9 protein-coding genes are annotated in these 18952 nt (G+C 40.5%); 4 read left to right on the top strand and 5 right to left on the bottom strand.

From position 1 onward, the window contains the following. Nucleotides 1-240 precede the first annotated feature (240 nt). Complete coding sequence (locus tag HME9304_RS01140) at nucleotides 241-4641, bottom strand: choice-of-anchor D domain-containing protein (protein WP_112376843.1); 4401 nt, start codon at nucleotides 4639-4641, stop codon at nucleotides 241-243. Between the two features lie 186 nt (nucleotides 4642-4827). On the opposite strand from HME9304_RS01140, the gene HME9304_RS01135 reads away from it, so the two are divergent. After that, nucleotides 4828-5847 carry a glycoside hydrolase family 43 protein gene (locus HME9304_RS01135; protein WP_112376842.1) on the top strand — a complete coding sequence of 340 codons (1020 nt, stop codon included), beginning with the start codon at nucleotides 4828-4830 and terminating at the stop codon, nucleotides 5845-5847. 174 nt (nucleotides 5848-6021) lie between these two features. On the opposite strand, the gene HME9304_RS16850 is transcribed toward HME9304_RS01135, so the two are convergent. Both HME9304_RS16850 and HME9304_RS01130 read right to left on the bottom strand, forming a co-directional pair. Beyond that, on the bottom strand, nucleotides 6022-6195 hold the full coding sequence (locus HME9304_RS16850) for a hypothetical protein (protein ID WP_164674702.1): 174 nt from the start codon (nucleotides 6193-6195) through the stop codon (nucleotides 6022-6024). A 4-nt stretch (nucleotides 6196-6199) separates the two neighbouring features. Beyond that, nucleotides 6200-7630, bottom strand: a complete 1431-nt coding sequence (locus HME9304_RS01130; RefSeq protein WP_112376841.1) for a purine-cytosine permease family protein — start codon at nucleotides 7628-7630, stop codon at nucleotides 6200-6202. A 166-nt stretch (nucleotides 7631-7796) separates the two neighbouring features. Between HME9304_RS01130 and HME9304_RS01125 the strand changes: the two genes are divergently transcribed. Genes HME9304_RS01125 through HME9304_RS01115 form a run of 3 tightly spaced genes read left to right on the top strand, consistent with a single transcriptional unit; the run spans nucleotide 7797 to nucleotide 13706 of the window. Continuing rightward, nucleotides 7797-11165, top strand: coding sequence for an alpha-mannosidase (locus HME9304_RS01125; protein WP_112376840.1), 3369 nt, complete (start codon nucleotides 7797-7799; stop codon nucleotides 11163-11165). Then, nucleotides 11162-12589, top strand: coding sequence for a sulfatase (locus HME9304_RS01120; RefSeq protein WP_112376839.1), 1428 nt, complete (start codon nucleotides 11162-11164; stop codon nucleotides 12587-12589). The genes HME9304_RS01125 and HME9304_RS01120 overlap by 4 nt, the downstream gene beginning before the upstream one ends. Beyond that, on the top strand, nucleotides 12573-13706 hold the full coding sequence (locus tag HME9304_RS01115) for an aldose epimerase family protein (protein WP_123877300.1): 1134 nt from the start codon (nucleotides 12573-12575) through the stop codon (nucleotides 13704-13706). The genes HME9304_RS01120 and HME9304_RS01115 overlap by 17 nt, the downstream gene beginning before the upstream one ends. Nucleotides 13707-13998: 292 nt before the next feature. On the opposite strand, the gene HME9304_RS01110 is transcribed toward HME9304_RS01115, so the two are convergent. Together HME9304_RS01110 and HME9304_RS01105 are read right to left on the bottom strand one after the other, a co-directional pair. Beyond that, complete coding sequence (locus tag HME9304_RS01110) at nucleotides 13999-15549, bottom strand: RagB/SusD family nutrient uptake outer membrane protein (protein ID WP_164674700.1); 1551 nt, start codon at nucleotides 15547-15549, stop codon at nucleotides 13999-14001. A 28-nt stretch (nucleotides 15550-15577) separates the two neighbouring features. Continuing rightward, on the bottom strand, nucleotides 15578-18661 hold the full coding sequence (locus tag HME9304_RS01105) for a SusC/RagA family TonB-linked outer membrane protein (RefSeq protein WP_112376836.1): 3084 nt from the start codon (nucleotides 18659-18661) through the stop codon (nucleotides 15578-15580). Nucleotides 18662-18952: the final 291 nt, after the last annotated feature.

Below are 18952 nucleotides of genomic sequence, written 5' to 3'. Positions count from 1 at the left end.
GATGAAAATTTATTTTTTAAAATCTAAAACGAATCAAGTCGACTAAAAATAGAGGAGATATGAGAAACTTTTGAAAATTCCAGCGAATATCAAATAATACAATGGTTTGCAAATATTATATGAATTACTAAGTTGAAATCATTGGAATGAAAATATGACACTAGCCTTTATATTAAAATATAAAGAACCCCATTAAACATTTCATTGAGTTCAATGGGGTTCCTAGTAAATCAATCAAATCTAGTTAACTCTAAGAAGCTTTTCTTCGGTATCACCATTTGCGAAACCAATTTTAAAGATATAGAGTCCTTGCCCAAGTGTTTCTAGAGGAACAATAATTTTATCCTTTGAAAATTGATTGGGCTCGTACGAATTGCTTGCAGTTACCCTTCCCATCATATCATAAATCCGTATTTCTATGATTTCTTTTGTTAGTCCAGATTGTTTCTGTGACCCGGAAAAAGATACGGTAACATATTCAGATGCAGGGTTGGGATAAAGTGCAAAGAGTCCTTCATCCACAATGTACTCCAACGGAATCGAAGCTCTTAGTGCTGTACTGCCACTAACAGGAAGTATTTCCTCTAACCTAATATCTTCCCACCATACAGAACCTGTACCGTTAAAAAGTTGAAGATTGATTTCCATATTGGTTGTGCCGGTTGGTGGAACAATGTTGTTCAGGCCAATGAATTTATAGGTCAGGTCAATACCACCAAAACTTCCAAATTGTGTGGCCTTGGTAATATTTTTTCCATTACCGTCTTGAACATAATCTCCATTTGCATCAATAAATTGAACGAAAAATCGAGAGAATCCTTCAGTAAGCGACCTTTTAACTTTTCCTGATAAGTTGTACGTACTACCCTCGTTGATTTTTACCAATTGTCTAGATCCGCTAAAGCCTTTCGAAGAACGGAAAAGTCGCATGATCGGACTTTCCGCGCCCTCTGCATTCACAACATCGGTTTCAACAGTACCACCATTGGTCCATGGACTTTTTTGGTTGCTATTGAAATCACCGTTGCGTAAAATACTTATAGGTGCGGTATTGGTATTATCCGCCATCTCAATATCATCAAACCATGCGGTTCCCGTAGCTGCCAAAATCTGTGGGGTTACCTCTACCTGTGTGCAACCTTCGGGAGTTGTAAAACTGGTCGCCATCAATTTATAACTGGGCGAGTTCGCAAAGAAATTAGAGCTAGCCTGTCCAATTTCGTTGTTGCCCGCATCCAGAAACTTTACAAGAATACGAAAAGCACCTGTTTCAGAAGTCCGTTCCCCTTTAAAATAACCTTGTACCGAGTATTGTCCCAATGGTTGAACAGGAACGGTTTGTACTGCTCCAAAAAAACGGGAACCTTCGGGCGTGTCTGGCGGCAAAAACAGACGAAGTGCTTTACTGCCCGACCTGGACTCGGTCTCATCATCCACCACTGTTCCCGCATTTGTCCACGGCGCTTTTGATGCATCTTCAAAATCCCCATTGCTCAAGAGGTTCCCAGGTCCTTGCCCGGTGAGCGATAATGTAATTCTTGCTTCTTCGGAGTCATTACTTTCAATACTTAAACTTGCCCTTCTTGAACTGGATTGCGAAGCAGTAAACGTAACCTCCAATGCTGTGGATGCTCCAGGTTCCAACGTATTGCCAGATTGGTTTTGAAAGGTAAAAAGTTGTGCATCGGGTCCTTCTACGGTAATACCGTTGAGCTGTAATAAAGCTGTACCTACATTTGTAACGTTTATGGTCTTGGTCTTGGAAGCGTTTAGGTCAATGAGGCCAAAATCCAAGGAACCGCTTGTTATCAACGTATTTGTTTCCGCATCATAAAGGGCAATATCCGGTTCGGGCTGCGCTGAGTCAGGAACAATAACGGCCTCTTCAAAAACTGCTGTGGAAAGCTGCCCGTTTATGGTACTTGAACCTGCGAGTCCCAAAGAGACTTCAAAAGGGAATACCACAATGGTACTTTCCAACACTTCAAAAGCAATCCCATCCGTTGAGTACGAGGTAGTAAACCTATTTCCCGAGCGGTCGACCCTTAACCATATTGGTGCGGATGCACTTACCGTTGAAACCTGTTCTGTATCAGTTCCCCGAAGCGTTCTTTGTTGAAGTACCAATGCCGTTGCTTCCGATAATCCCAGAAACAGGTTTTCGCTGTCCACAACATTCGATTTACGCACCATGATTCCAAAGATTCCTGTCTGTGGCACCGTTGACAGTTTTGTGGTAAATTCAAAATCACCTTCCAACCTTTCATAGATGTATCTAAATTGGTCGGAAGTTCCACCTATTCCAGCACCGGAAGCATTCATCGTAAATATGCCATTTGAAGAACGCACCCTTCCTGATGGGTTTGCGCCACCTACATTGCCATTCTTGGCAACAAAAACAGTTCTCCCGTCCGAATAAGCAGTTTGGCTTGATGCTTTTGTATCCAGATTATTACCTTCAAAAAACAATTTATGGGTTGCACTATTGGTGATATATGAACTACGTATAAAAGCCTCTTTATTTTTTTTGATGGTAAACGGGTACTCAAAACTATTATCAACGGATTTTAGGATAACTTGCTTATTTTCTTCGGATGAGTTGCGTACCCTCCAAATGGTGTAAAGGCTGCTGCCGTTTGCATCTTTGACCCTTCCAAAAGAAGTCAAACGTAATCCGGTATTCTGTTTTCCCGAATCATTGCCGTTATATGGAATGTCCTTGAACCCATCTGCAATCACCGTAACGTCCAATCGATTAAACGCAAAGGCTCGTGATGTCGTTCCCGTTACGGTAAAACTAAATGGGGATTCATCCGGGTCATTGCTGTCAATGTTCACTGTTGCAGTGCGTGTACCATCGCCGGTAGGTTCAAATTGAATAGATAAAATCGTAGCTTCCCTATTGGCCAAAGATGTGCTGGGCTGTACCGTAATCTGAAAATCGTTTGCATTTGCACCATCAATGGTAATGGCTGAAAGAGTGAGATTGCCACCCCCTAAATTTGTGATTTCAAAATCATTTACAACGCCATTGCTCCCTAACCGCAAGGTTCCAAAATCGAATGTTCCACCATCTTCCAAGGTTAAATCGATTCCAGCAACTACCTGAATATCAGGAAGATTTGTAGTCAATAATGTGGTTACGGAATTAGGTGGAAGTTCAATGGTGCCATCAGGTAAGATGACCGTTTCCGTTGGATCATTTTTGCTTCCCAGCGTACCGGCGGATTGGTACATGACCTTGCCTGAAAAGCCCAAATTGGAAATATCCAATGTTTTGGTCTCACCGCTTACATTGGTAATCCAGAAGTTTTTATTGTTATTGTTCGAGAATGAAAAACCGAACAGTTCTGGGACATTCGTACCAGCAAGGTTGGAAATTCCTGAAAACGATAATTCTTGCCGTTGATTCATTCCAGAAGTTGCCAAGCTAGCCAAGGAAATTGCACGACCAACGGCATTTATACCTCCATCATTAGTGGTCATCCCATTGAATTCGTGCATTTGTAAAAGTTCTGAGGACGGCAATTCGAGATAACTGACAATATTATAATTTACGACCAGTGCATTTTCCCAACTGAATCTATCCTGATTGACTCCTGGACCGATATTAAAAAAATTCGGCATGTATTCTGTCCACCAAACGTCCCAATTATCGGCAGTCACTACATTGGTAAAATCGGTATTGATTTTAGCTTGGTCAAATATTGTACGAAAAGAATCCAGCATGGTATTCAACTCGGCCTGATTTGTTGCGGTTTGGTTTGGATTTGACTCGATATACGCATGCATGGTAAGCGCATCGACCAGACTTCTATCCAATCTAGGAATTACGTACCCATTCCAAAAATCCTTTCGTTTACCTGAGGAACCTTCTGTATCAAAATAGGCGACAGCGGAGAATTTAGCATTTGGAAATTCTTTTTTTATTTCGGTTATAAAGTAATGACACGCTTCGGGGTAACCGAATCCTGCATTATCTTCCCTAAAGCCTTGAAAGTTCAAAAATTGGTATTTTCCAGCACCAAAATAGACCTCATTGGAAAGTTCTATAAATGTAACGGGCATTCCGCTTGCTTCGGCACGTCTCAACATCTCTAGATTGCGTTGCAACCTATCTTCAAAAGCTCGCCACCAATCTGGTTGTAAGGGCTGAAAAGTTTCACTATCCTCTGGAACACCAAATTTCTCGGCATAGTAATCCAGACCTGGAGTGGTCATGTTCATAACGTACACGGGCTGAAAATCATTCGCTTCCTGCGCTTTTGAAAAATTTTCGATGGAGTTGGTCTTTCCCGTTCCGTTTTCGATAATCGATTTTACGAATCCTATCATTTGTGTAGGGTCTACCCAACCATCCTCACTCCCGGGAGTTCCTTTGGCAGGGAAAAAAGTATCGTTTCTGTAATCCCAGTTTTCGGATACCGTGCCTCCAGGAAAACGGAGGTTGGTCACCCTTGATTCAATCAATGATGATATTCTGTTCTCGTTGTTCCAAGGTTCTTCTATAAGTGTGGTGTTGTTGTTACATCCTATAATATTAGGATTGTTGGACATCGTGGTTCCTTCAGTCACTTGTATTTGTGCCTGTATGGCAAATACAGAAAGGAAAAAAATCAGTAAAATAGTTTTTGTTTTCATTGCTATGGGGTTTGTTAATTTTTTAACTAATTCTTATCGAAAATCACAAAATGTGTTGAGCTAAAACGATGGATTTGTAAATCAAAAGCAATTATGTAAGCATAATCTCTTAATTGCAGTAGTAATTCGTTTTCACGATTCTGAAATTTCTGAGAACTCAATTTAAATTCAATAACACGTTCAACAATGACATATTACAAATGCCTTTTACTTATTATTTTCTTATCCATTTCTGCAAAAATCAATGCACAAGAAGAAGAAAAAACTGGCAATCCCATATTTAAAGAGTGGTATGCCGACCCGGAAATCGTAATCTTCGATAATACATACTGGATATTTCCCACTTTTTCGGGAATTGTAAAAAAACAGGATTTTATGGATGCCTTTTCCTCTAAAGATTTGGCCAACTGGAAAAAGCATGATAGCATAATAACACCAAAGGACGTGGCATGGATAAACAATGAGCTATGGGCACCTTCGGCCATTGAAAAGGATGGAAAATACTTTGTCTTTTTCAGTGCCAATGATATTCAAACTCCCGACAGTTATTGGTGGGATCCGCAAAAACATGATAGTACGGAAGTTGGCGGAATCGGCGTTGCGGTATCCAGAAAACCGCAAGGACCTTATACCGATCATATTGGCAAACCATTGATCGGTAAGGTTCTGAACAAGGCCCAACCTATAGATCAATTTGTCTTTAAGGCAGAGGATGGAATTCATTACATTATATATGGTGGTTGGGGCCGATGCAACATAGGAAAGTTGAACGATGATTTTACGGATTTGTTACCGTTTGAAGACGGACAACTTGTAAAGGAGATTACCCCGGAAAATTATGTTGAAGGCCCTGTAATGTTCTACCGCGGGGGAAAATATTACATGATGTGGTCCGAAGGCAGTTGGGGAAAGGATTCTTACAAAGTAGCGTATGGTATTGCGGATACGCCGCTTGGTCCTTTTGATAGGATAGCGACCATTTTAGAATCCGAACCTAGTGTTGCCACAGGTGCTGGACATAATTCGGTGCTACGTATGCCAGATACAGATGATTGGTATATTGTTTATCATCGTAGACCCATACCCAACGAACATCGAAACCATAGGGTAATTTGTATCGATAAAATGGAATTTAACGGTGATGGCACTATAAAACCTATAAAGATGACTTTTGAAGGTGTAGGCAGCATACCCTTAAAAAAATAATAAGGGTTAGTTCTTTTTTCAAAATAATAACATAATCCTTCGTCTTTAGGCAAAAGAATTTTGTGTATCCTACTGTTCTGTTTTAAAATGCACACCAAGATGTTCAAAGCAATATGACTATGGCGTTGAGCTATTTTTTTACTTTGGACGAAATGATGGTTTATTAAAAACTCGCTATTTTACTTTGGACTTATTTACCCAAAAAGGAGCAGTTGCACACCAAATTAGCGTTCCCAAAAGCATCAAATTCTTGTAAAGCTCCAATTCCATTGCCTGCATGAATACCAAAAATGATGGAACTAGCGTTAAAACAAGACCCATGTACGATATTAGTTTTACTATTTTCATTTTCTTATTTAACGGTTGAAGTCAACTTTACGGTTTCTTTTTTCATCATATAATTTTGTTGTATGAAAGCGAGGGCAAGGTAACAAACGCCACCTATTATCCATCCCGGCACAGCAACGAAGAAGTAAAAATCAGCATTGCTATATTCGTATATGAAATAACTCGCAGCAATTGCAATTACCCATGCGCCCAATACCGAAAAGTTCACTTTGATGTTCTTAAAAGATGCCAGATTGGATTGTAGACCAATTTTGGGAAATAGAAAAATGTCGAGAATGACCACAGCACCTACGGGAGAGGCCAACAGAGCGTATAGACCCAAAAACTGGTCCAGTTTGCTGATGATGACAGGGGAACATGCTAATATTGTTGCCGTGATTCCAACAATCATCGTGATTTTCCAGCGTTTGAATTTCGGCAATAATGCCTGTATGGCGAGTCCCGCTCTATAAATTGTTGGATTAGCGGTTGTCCAGCCAGCCACGACTACGCAGATTGCCCCTGAAAGCCCAGCGCCCATAAACGCTATTTCCCCTGGAGTGGGATTTGAATTTCCGGCTTGCAATGCCACGGCACAGAGAATCCCAGAGGCAATCCACGCCATAAAATGACCTATGAACATTCCAAATGCCGAAGCCAGTCCGTAGTATGATTTTTTTGCATATCTGTAAATCGACATATCTGCAAGACCAATGTGCATGGAACTATTGCAAAGCCAAGCAAAAATAAGGACATGCCAAAACGTATATTTGGTCTGTCCTTCGGCGGGAACGCCCGTCCATATTTTTTCACTTCCAATTTCCCAAAAACTATCCAAAGAATTTATCCCTAGGGAGGGAAGCATGGCAATACCTGCCGCCAAGAATATCAGTGGCATCCATGGAGCAAAAATATTGGCAAATTTGGATACCCTGTCAAAACCAAATGTTGCCACAATGGTGATGACCAACCCAATAAAAGCAATAATTAAGATCCATAAAAAGCTCGTGGGGTATAGATCGGTAAGCCCTGGACCGGGCACATTGAGCAATAGACCAATGGCAGAAGCCGAAACCCCTATCATGGCAGAAGCAGTAACACAGAACAAGAGACCGTTTACCAAATTATAAATGGACACCAGACCCACACCGCTTATCTTTTCCAATTGATAAAAAATGGTAAGCCTGGTCTTTACGGCTGCCGGAGCACAAATCAATGCCCAACTTAGCGTTGCCAATAAATTACCGATAAACAGCCCCAGAAAAATATCGCCGATTGCGACACCGTGCAATACGAATAAAGGCCCAATAATGAATTCAGTGCCGGCAATGTGCTCACCGGCCACCATGCCTATAAAGCTCTTGAGTCCCTTGACCGATTTTTTAGGAACGGGTTCCCGTTCGTATTCATCAATTTCGGTCAACTTCTCTTTATAGGAAATTGTATTTTCTTTCATACCTGATTTATCCTTTTATGGATTAAACACTGTCTCAAAGTCATGTTTTTATGCTGTCTTTCTCTTTCAATTTGGAAAACACAAGGTATTAAGACTAGTTTTTAAGGATATTTCAACTTCGGCAAATAAAGGGGACGTGATCAAAAAGAGTTTTTAAACCCAATACATGAAACAATATATTGTATTTTCTATTCTTGCCCTTGTACTATTATCGGGTAATTTTTTGAGTGCCCAGATTTCAAAAGAACAATCCGGGCAAATTCTTGATTATGTAAAAAGAGCTGCGGATGGAGATCATTTGGCGCTGGAAGGTGGACATCTTGCCTTGGATGGTCATGTAATGCCCTATCCCTTTTTTGAAGCACATGAAATCCTCTATCTCTATCGATTGAGCGAGTTGCGGCACAAAACCATCTGGAAAGCTGATAGTCTTTACTTTAAAGAAGAATGGAATGAAGACTTTCCGTTCAAAGAACCGCAAAAGGTAAACTCAAAAAAAGTCGGTGCAAACTATATGTCGGGTGGTAGGCATACCTACGAGACCTATTGGTTTACCATACCCGACCTCCCGAAGAAAACAAACAGTTGGGAGCGGTTTCTTTGTGTCAAACCTATGGAAATGGCACTGAGCGGATGGCCAGAAACCGCAATCTATGTAAACGGCGAATCCAAAGCGGCTTTATTGCGAAACCATTTCTACTGGGCCACGGAACATATTTTTGATGACACCAAACCCAATAAAATCTGCTTAAAGTCCTATGGAGTTTTTGATACTCCGAGGGGTTACAGGGAGATAAGCGTAGTGGAAAGAGACCCCTTAATCGATGCCTACTATTGGAAGCTTCGGGTGTTGATAGAAGCTAAATCGATTCTCTCCGAAGATGAGGTTGGCTATAGTGAAATTAAAGCATTGGTCGACTATTCCATGAATTCCCTGGATTTAAACCTGAGCGGAACGAGTCAATTCGGAGAAAAGCTCGGACAGGTTTTACCTATTATTTCTGAAAAATACAAGAAGCTGGAATCCTTGTCCATCAATCAACCTACTTTAAAAATTTTGGCACACGGACATTTGGATACCGCATGGCGATGGACGTTGCAGCATACCGATGAAAAAATTGAACGCTTGGTCAGGAACAATCTGTATTTGATGAATCGTTATCCCGAGTACAAATACATTTTTACGACACCCTATCATTACGAAAGGCTTGGCAGTCTTTATCCTGAATTGTTTGAACGGGTAAAAGCAAAGATGAAAGAAGGACAATGGATCGCCAACGGAAGCACGTATGTGGAAAACGATATGAATTTACCAGGTAGCGAAAGTATTGTTCGTCAATTCCTTTATGGCCTGGATTATTACCAAAATATACTCGCTGTTGAAAATAACGTGCTCTTTTTACCGGATACCTTTGGTTTCCCTAGATTTTTGCCCCAAATAGCAAAGAGTTTTGGTCTAGACCATTTGATTGGAATGCGAACAATTTCGCCAGAATTCGAACACACACTTTATCAATGGGAGGGAATCGATGGTTCAAAACTTTTGGTGAACGGATTAAGTACCCCGGCTTGGGAATATCCCTTTGTGGATGCAGTCCATAAATACCGAATCAAAAACCCAGAAACAATTACTACATATAATGCCCCAGAACCTGGTCCCAGAAGACTGAAGGGAACTTGGGAACAGTTCAAGGATAAAGAAGCTACGGATGAGCAGTTATTACTTATCGGTTGGGGCGATGGGGGCGGGGGAGGTACCGAAGACCAAATCGAATTGAAGCGCAATGTAAGTTCCCTACCGTCTTTTCCAAAAACGGAGTGGACTACCCTTTACGATTACATGACCGAACAAAAAAAGAATATCGAGAAATTGGCGGTCTTTGACAGACGCATTCTTTCTTCCAGCTGGATTCATCGCACGTTTTTAATGGCAAACGGTATAAAGACCTTAAATAGAAAGGCGGAACAACATTTACGTGAAGCCGAAGCTTTGTCCGCTATGGCGGAACAGTTCGACGATTCTTATCCAAGGGAAGAAACCAAAAAACTTTGGAAGTCACTTTTAATCAATCACTTTCATGATATTATTACGGGCATGGCGGTACCGGAAGTGCTGATTTCAGCTCGTGACAGTCTTATCAAAATCGATAATGGAGCAAAAAAAATAAGGGATTCCAAGTTTGATTTACTATCGGAAAACTTGAACATGGGAAAAGATGGTTTTGTGGTTTTCAATCCCTCTGGAGTTATCATGAACGGTGTAACCAAAATCCCCAATGTGACAAATACCGATGGATTGGAATTGCAAGATAGTGCGGGTAAGGCTATCGAGTACACTGTTGTCGACAATCAAATGTTTATGGTTATCGATAGCCTTGCACCCATGTCCTTCAAAAAATATTATTGGGATGAAAGTAAGAAAACTATAAAAGAGACTGCACTTAAGGCCACGACCAAATCACTTGAAAATGAACTGGTAAAAATCACATTCAATCCTGATGGGGAAATCACAAGCTATTTTGATAAGGAAGTTGGAAAAGAGCTTGTTCCGAAAGGACAAGTTTGGAACAAATTTTATGAAAGAATCCATGAAGAAAATGGCTCTTTGGTACCGCGATTAAAAACTTCGGAAAATACTATCGTAACATCCAATATGAACGGTACTGTTCAAAACCCAAGGGCTAACGATTTAACGGCTTCTTTGGACATGGAAAAAAAATATAGAAATTCCAGTATCCATCAAAACATCCTCTTAAAAAAAGGAAGTAAACAACTGGATTTTGAAACCACCATCGATTGGCAAGAACCAAATGCCTTGGAAGTGGCATTTCCCATGATATTGAAAACCGATATTGCACATCACGGAATTCAATGGGGTTACGATAAAATTGCTAGAGTTGATACAAAGGATACCAAATCCATTGATAATACCGTATGCGCGTTTCAATGGGCGGATGTATCCGATGCGGATTACGGTATTGCATTGTTCGATAATGTTCGTTACGGGTACAATATTAAAGAGGGCGGCATTGGGCTGATTCTTTCCTACGGACATAAACCGCACGATTATTCGGAAATAAAAAACCTTAAGTGGGATAAAGAAGCATCGGGGGATTTGGGCGGGGAAGCATTCTCTTATGCCATATATCCACACCGGGGAAATCTCAACATGGCCAACGTTGTTCAAAAAGCCAAAATCTTCAATACACAATTGTTGGCAAAAGGAGTTCAGAAATCAAGCCATCCAGAAAAACTGACATCGCTTTTAAGAAATTTACCTGAAAACATCATATTGCAAGCCATTAAAAAAGCAGAGGATGGAGAAGGCTTTATCGTTAGACTCTACGAGACCAAAAAAATAGCTACCACAGCTTCTATCTTATTTTCTGAAAATATTGCGACAGTATTTGAAACCGATCTCAGCGAAAAGATACTATCCGAAATTCCAAAAGTATCCGATACGATTCAACTAGAATTCAAACCTTTTGAAATCAAAACAATACGGTTAAAACCAATAACTAAAGTAAGATCATGAAAAAAATAGTAGGAGTATTGATACTATCAATCTGCATCACTTCTTGTAAAGACAAAAAAAACAGTTCCAACGATTCGATCGTTAGTACACAACAAAAACCAAATATCGTGCTGATCGTGGCCGATGATTTGGGGTGGTCGGATCTTGGCGTTTACGGAAATACCTATTTTGAAAGTCCAAACTTGGATGAATTGGCCAAAAACGGTATGCGATTCGATAATGCCTATGCGGGGAGCCATGTCTGTTCCCCTACCAGGACAAGTCTTTTGACGGGGCGTTACCCGGCCAGGGTAGGGTTGACGAATTATCTTTATGGCACAAAGCAAGTTGAGGATTCTCCCGTGTTGCCTGCCGAATATGAGAACCATCTACCATTGGATGAAATCACCATAGCGGAAGAACTTAAAAAAGATGGTTACAAAACGGCGTTAATAGGTAAATGGCATTTGGGCGAGAATACAACTTTTGGAAAATCCGACCCCAAGTTCCAAGGTTTTGATGTTACTGAAGGATTTGATTACGAGTTGTTGCCCGTAGATGAAACCTACAAATGGTACAAAATAGGTGATAATACAGAAGCTTATGAATTACCGTATATAACGGATGAAATTACGCGGAATTCCATAAAATTTATCGAACAGAACAAGGACACCACCTTTTTTATGACGGTGGCGCATTTCGCAGTTCATCTGCCGCTTCAGGGAGATTCAACCTTAGTGGCGAAGTATAAAATGAAGGAAAATCCAAGGCCAAACGACTTTAATCCCGTGTATGGCTCCATGATCGAACAGATGGACGCATCGGTAGGCGAAATCGTAAAGAGCCTTGAGGAAAACGGGCTTATGGAAAATACATTGCTAGTATTTGTATCGGACAATGGTGGGCTTGCGGTCGGTGAAGCAGGAAGCAAACCTACGGTGAACGATCCGTTGAAGTCTGGGAAAGGAACCATGTACGAGGGCGGCCTGCGCGTACCGATGATTGCATATTGGAAAGGAAATTGGGAAGGGGGGTACGTTAATTCGTCCGTCATATCTACCATTGATATATTCCCGACGTTCCTAAAACTTGTTCGGGAAAATGAAAACGTACCGCAGACCATTGATGGTGAAAACAAGCTCAAAGCTTTTGAGGCTGGGGAAACTTTGACCAGGGAATCCCTTTATTTTCATTATCCACACTTTAGCAATCAGGGCGGAAGACCAAAGGCTGCATTAAGAAAAGGTGATATGAAACTTATTCTATCATTGGAAGACGAGACTACGGAACTTTATGATTTAAAAAATGATTTGGGAGAGCAGGAGGATTTAAGTACAAAGTATCCTGAGGTTACCTCAAAAATGAAAGACAGCATTAAACAATGGTTGATTCGAACCAATGCACCCATGCCAATAAATAAAATGGAGGATGAATCAAGTAAATAGCTATAGTCTACTCCTATTTTTTATTTTGATTTCTGCTGAAGTTCAAAGCATGCAACATGTAAAGGATTCGATAGTCTTAAAGAACAAAAGTCTGAAATTGGTACAAAATTTACATGGAGGCGCAATCACTTCTTTAGAATTTAAGGACAATCCTGTTAACCCATTCGATTGGTCACTCCCTGTGGAAAATCAACCGGAAATCAATAAAGATGGTTTTGCATTTCGTGGACACTTTATAAGCCTGGGGACCTGGGGAATGCCTACCGAAGGTGAACAAAATGCAGGTATTCGTTTGTATGGCGAACCTACGGCGCAAATTTGGAAAAGAAATAACTTCAGTATTGATAGTCTAGGAAATAAGATATTGAAAACAGGTTTTCGATCAAAGATCGAGGGTCTTAGCCTGGAGAGGAAAATCACATTATATCAAAATGAAGCACTGATACAAGTGAAAGAATCCGTCACAAACGATTTGCCCATATCCAGAGTATACAATTTTCTGCAACACCCAACATTTGGCGGTGCATTTGTTTCCAAAAATTTACGTATCGATACCAATGCGGGAAAAGGATTCTATCAAAAAGGAGCTTATCCAAGAACTACGTACAATAATTTGGAAGCTGATTCCTTTTATTGGCCCAATGGAATCTTGCCAGATGGTAAAATCGATTTACGAACTTCTGGCAGTCGAAAAAAGACCTATTTGACGTCCCATATTTTTTCTGAATCGGATAAAACTGGTTGGGCTACCGCCAGCAACCCTGATAAAAAGCTTCTGATAGGCTATATCTGGAAGATAAATGAATACCCTTGGTTAAATGTTTGGCATCAATCTGTGGATGGCAAAGTAGTGGGGAGGGCCATTGAGTTTGCCACTTGTGGAGTGGGATTGGGCTTTAAAGAACTAATCACCGGTAATTACACTTATTTTGCGAACCTTTCCTTTGAGTTTATTGATGCTGGGCAGACCTTGGACAAAACATATTATATGTTCGCAATGGAAATTCCAGCAAAATTTTTAGAAACTACCCATGTGTTTCTAACCGATGAAACCGTAATTGTACAGTATGCTACTGAAAAAGGTGAGGTCGAGAAGATTTTTTCAAAATTTAACTGATTCACTTACATCCACTTTAAAATAAAAAAAGCTGCTCTCATTGAGAGCAGCCCTTGAACTAAACTTAACTAATAAAAATCGTTGTTCATCATAAAAACTGGAAATCTTAATCTGGCGTCATGTTGAACCCGTTTCAACCTCAAATTCCCTAATTTTACAAACGATTCCGAGGATGGGACCCTGAAACAAGTTCAGGGTGACGGCAAAAATGTGCTATTTTAACATGTGTATCTCCAAATTTTGGTTAAAAAGTAAAATAGCAAAATGCATTACGTTAATAAAATCATTTAACCTAATACCCATCATTCTGATCAAGGTTTGGATTGTCAATCAATTCTATTTCTGGAATAGGTAATACTTCATTCTTCCCTACCGTAAAACCGGGCATTATAGCTGGCAATTCACTACTTTGTATTTTTCCACTATTCGCCCAGCGTACCAAATCAAAAAACAGCGAATATTCAAACGTAAGTTCCAATCTTCGCTCTGTTCTTAGTCTGTCAAAAAAGTCAGCTGTATTGAGTCCTTCGGGGAAAGGGTCAACTCCTGCACGTACCCGTACTTGGTTCACTGCACTATAGGCCAAGGATGTTGGGCCGTTAACTTCGTTTTCCGCTTCTGCGAACATCAAAAGCACATCTGCCAAGCGGATTGCCCTATAATTGTTCGCATTTTGATTAAAACTATCTGGATCGTCCGGTCCTCCGGCATATTTGCGTATACCTAAAAATGGTAATGTTGGGTCTGGAAAGACCAGTACTCTATCCCGCCACTGATTAGCCGCCACGGGATCATCGGCTATCGGGTTCCAAGTACCCCAAACATCTCCTGGTTGTGCATAAGTTCCAGTACGCCTTATAGCATCTTCTTCTGGAAATTGTTCAAAGAATTCAATGGTCTGTCTTCCTGGGACCGCATTTCTAAACCCGATTCTTGCAGGGCTGAACCAGTTGTTCATCCAACTGGCTTCATTGGGTCCGCCACGGTTGGGCTGATCAAAAGCAGCACCAAAACCGGATTGAAACTGTACCTCAAAAATTGATTCACCATTATTCTCATTGGATTTCGGGAAAATATTGATGAAATCCGATTCTAAGGCATAGACCCCAGAAGTAATGACCTCGTTCAATATGTCTCTCGATTTTTGATATTCACCGTTATAGAGATAAGCTTTGCCCAATAGGGATTTTGCCGCTCCAGAAGTAGCCCTGCCCGTATTGTTGTTATCATAGCTTTCAGGTAAATCGGGAATGGCATCCAATAAATCGGCTTCTATGACCCCATATATTGCGGACGGAGGTGACTGTAAAGGAAATAATTGTTCATCATCTGAAAGATCACCATTAAATACCTGATTGTAAATAGGTACGTTGCCGTATAGTTTCACCAGTTCAAAGTAATAAAAAGCCCGTAAAAATTTTGCCTCCGCTACCACTCGGTTCAATAAGTCTTCATTGGGGGAGTCAATTTCCGGTACCCTTTCTATAACTTGATTTGCCCTGTTAATGCCTTTATAACATTCTTCCCAAGCCTTAGGAATCAAATCCCCGGAGGCTGGGTTAAAATTGAAGTTGACATACACCTGTTCGTTGGAACGGGTGCCATTTGTCAATGCAGTTTCACCGGTAAAATGTGCAATATACATGTAAAACCTTTTAAAAAGACCTTGGTCATTCAATGGTGCGTATACGGAATTTACAGCACTTATGGCATCGGCATCGGTTTTATAAAATGTACTGGAATCAAGCTCTCTAAATACATCTGCTTCGTCAAGGAACGAATCGCTACAGCCTACTGTACCAATGAGAAACAGCATTAACAAAAAAGATGTTGAAATTTTCATATTGTTTATATTTTTCATTGTTACCTTATTAAAAACCTAGTTGAACTCCTAAAGTGAGACGTCGTGATTGGGGATAGGATACAGGATCAAATCCATTTAATGCCTGCTCTGGGTCAAAACCACTATAATCGGTTATGGTGAATACGTTTTGACCTGCCAGATAGAATCTAGCATTGGAAAGTCCTCCCAATTGGTCTAGTATCTGTTGTGGAAAACTATAGCCGATCTGAAGATTTTTCAATCTAAAATATGATCCATCTTCAACAAAATAAGATGAAGCAATATTGTTGTTGGATAGGCCATTTGGTATGGCCCTAGGCTGGGTAGTACTTGGATTTTCGGGTGTCCATGCATCCAAAACCCTAGTGGATAGGTTACCGTTCAAAAAATAGCCTTCGGTGTAGAATTTGGTATCGCTAAAAATATCGTTACCGGCAACTCCCTGAAATTGAGCGGATAGATCAAAACCTTTGTAGCCCAAGTTCAACGTAATGCCATATTGAACATCTTGTGTAGCATCTCCTATTATGGTACGGTCATCTTCGGTAATTTCTCCATCTGGAACACCATCCGGTCCACTAACATCGGCAAAGCGTATATCTCCAGGTTGTGTATTTGCTAGTGGTGTTGGGCCCGCGTCAATTTCTTCCTGCGACTGATAGATTCCATCTGCTTGATAACCGAAGAAATTGAACAATGATTCCCCAACCTGTACTCGGGTCCTAGGAATGTTTCCAAATAGTCCACTGCTATTCTGGTTAATGAATTCAACACCATTGGCAAGTTGTGTGACCTCATTTTCTAAAAAGGTTACATTAAAACCGATTCCGTATGTAAAATCTCCTTTTTTATCATTAAAGTTGGCGGATAGTTCCAAACCTTTGTTCTCTACCTCACCGGCATTAATAAAAACATTGTTGAATCCTGTTACTGAAGGTAAAGGGAATTCCAATAACAGGTCTTCGGATGTTTTTACAAAGTAATCTGCGGTAAAGCTAAACTTGTTGAACAAGCCCAAGTCGAGCCCAACATTCAATTGTTTCTGCTTTTCCCATTGTAAGTTCGGGTTTGCGAATCTTCCCGTAGGTGCAACACCGATCAACTCCTCCTGATTGCCACCAAGAATATATCGTATACCGGAATTAAGTACTGAATTGGCAGCATTTGCATTAATTCTATCATTGCCAAGAAAGCCGTAACTAGCCCTGATTTTTAGGTTGTCCAAAACAGTACTATTTTTTAAAGAGCCTAGATTACTAATGACCAAACCTACTGAACCGGAAAAAAAGTTATCCCAGTAATTGTCCTCTGTAAAAATAGAGGAGCCATCTCTTCTAAAGTTAAAAGTGCTCAAAAATGTATTGTCGTAATCGTATACGACCCTTCCTATATAAGATAAGGTTCGCTGTTCTATTTTGCGACCCGTTGCAGGAGCCGTAGCGACCGTAGAGGCACTTAATACGGGAAATCCTGGACTTATAAAGCCGCCTACATTTCTTGCCTGTATTCTTGATTCCTCATCATCTTGGATGTTGTATCCCAATAGAAAATCAAAGTTGTTTTTACCAAGGGAAGTTTTATAGGTAAGAATATTTTCCAATAGGATGGAAATGCTCTCCCCGCGTGTTTCATCCACCTCTGCACCGTCGGATAGCCCGATAATGTCTCCAGGTATGCCATCTGGAACCTGCTGGTAATAAGGTGCAAAAAATCGATTCTGGAAATTAATAATATCCGCCGATAAACGTGTTCTGAAGCTTAATCCTTTAATAATTTCATATTCAGCATAAACGTTCCCTAAAAAACGGTTGATAGTACCTTCGTTCTCCACTAAATTCTGCGCGGCAACTGGGTTCAAAATTTGTCTTCCTCCATCATCGTCGGTAGGTCCTCCAAAACCACCTATGGTATTTGGGTTAAAAATATCAACGGTAGGAGCGTTTAAAAGTGACCAAGCCAGAACGTTTCTTCCATTTGCCGAATACTCTCGATCAAACTCAGAACGGGAATAGGTCATGGAATTACCAATTTTGAACTTACCGAGTTTAGTATCTGTGTTCAATCGAAGGGTTGTACGCTTTAATCCCGTTCCGATAATAATTCCGTCCTCACTATAATGTCCCAGAGAAGTAAAATAACGCGTGTTTTCACCTCCGCCCGTTGCGTTTATCTCATAGTTTTGGATAGTCGCTGTTTGTAAAACAGCATCTTGCCAATCGGTGCTTGTATTGAACGTAGTCCCGTCAAGATTTGGGATACGGTTCTGCTCAGCATTATCCAACACTTGGTTGTATACTTGTTGGTATCCCTGTGCATCCAATAAATCCAAAGTATTGGTGGCTTGTTGAAACCCTGCAAAAGTATTCAGTGAAATCTTAGCCCTTCCTGAAGAACCTCTTTTGGTAGTAATAATAATGACTCCATTTGCTGCTCTTGCCCCATATATGGCAGCAGCGGAAGCATCTTTTAAAACATTTATAGATTCTATGTCAGAAGGATTTATTGTAGCCAGAGGATCTCCAGAGCCTCCGCCAGAAGTGCTTATTATTGATCCATCAATAACATAAAGCGGATTGCTATTGCCCGTAATGGATCCCGTACCCCTTATCTGTACTTGCGTGCCTGCCCCAGGTCGCCCCGAGCTATTGGTTATCTGTAGACCGGCAACCTGTCCTTGTATGGCATTGGTAAAGTCTGCAACAGGTCGCCCTTCGATCGCTTCCGCAGAAACTGTACTAATGGCAGCGGAAACGTTCTGTCGTCGCTGGGTACCATATCCTATGACCACTACTTCGTCCAGTTTTGAGACATCTTCTTGTAGCGTAACATTTATAGTTGTCCTACCGCCTATATTTTCTTCTTTACTGGAAAACCCAATGTAGGAGAAGACCAATGTAGCGTTATCATTGCTAGGAATAATGGTATAGTTTCCATCAAAGTCGGCTTGTACACCATTTGTTGTTCCTTTTTCAATAATGGTGGCACCAGATAACGGAACACCTCCAGGGTCCGTTATCGTTCCTGTAATTTGTTGGGAATAAATGAATGCACCCATTCCATAAAACAACATACAGAAAGCTATTGTTTCTTTTTTCAACAACATTTTCATCATAGTAGCTTAGTTTTTTGAAGTTAGTTTTTGCTATTTTCAGCTTGTTGGTTCGTAATGATGATTCATTAAATTATAGAATCGTCAATTTAACAAAGCTAAAATTGAATTAATAGAAACTTTATCCCTTTTAATTTCCAAATTCACATAAAATAGAAGAAACAATTCGAGAATATTTTTAAGACAATCGAGTGCTGACGCGACCTTATCAAATGTTTGGAAACGGATAAATCCTAAAGGCTTTTTTAGCCCGTTCGATTGATTTATATACTAAGGAGTTTCAAATCCGAAGGA

Source organism: Flagellimonas maritima (genome assembly GCF_003269425.1).
Taxonomy (GTDB): Bacteria; Bacteroidota; Bacteroidia; order Flavobacteriales; family Flavobacteriaceae; genus Flagellimonas; species Flagellimonas maritima.
The sequence above is the reverse complement of the archived record's forward strand: the minus strand, read 5'-3'. Positions and strand labels throughout refer to the sequence as shown.

Coding starts and splice junctions, on each gene's coding strand:
- HME9304_RS01140 (WP_112376843.1), bottom strand. CDS start 4,641: ATGAAAACAAAAACTATTTTACTGATTTTTTTCCTTTCTGTATTTGCC.
- HME9304_RS01135 (WP_112376842.1), top strand. CDS start 4,828: ATGACATATTACAAATGCCTTTTACTTATTATTTTCTTATCCATTTCT.
- HME9304_RS16850 (WP_164674702.1), bottom strand. CDS start 6,195: ATGAAAATAGTAAAACTAATATCGTACATGGGTCTTGTTTTAACGCTA.
- HME9304_RS01130 (WP_112376841.1), bottom strand. CDS start 7,630: ATGAAAGAAAATACAATTTCCTATAAAGAGAAGTTGACCGAAATTGAT.
- HME9304_RS01125 (WP_112376840.1), top strand. CDS start 7,797: ATGAAACAATATATTGTATTTTCTATTCTTGCCCTTGTACTATTATCG.
- HME9304_RS01120 (WP_112376839.1), top strand. CDS start 11,162: ATGAAAAAAATAGTAGGAGTATTGATACTATCAATCTGCATCACTTCT.
- HME9304_RS01115 (WP_123877300.1), top strand. CDS start 12,573: ATGAATCAAGTAAATAGCTATAGTCTACTCCTATTTTTTATTTTGATT.
- HME9304_RS01110 (WP_164674700.1), bottom strand. CDS start 15,549: ATGAAAATTTCAACATCTTTTTTGTTAATGCTGTTTCTCATTGGTACA.
- HME9304_RS01105 (WP_112376836.1), bottom strand. CDS start 18,661: ATGATGAAAATGTTGTTGAAAAAAGAAACAATAGCTTTCTGTATGTTG.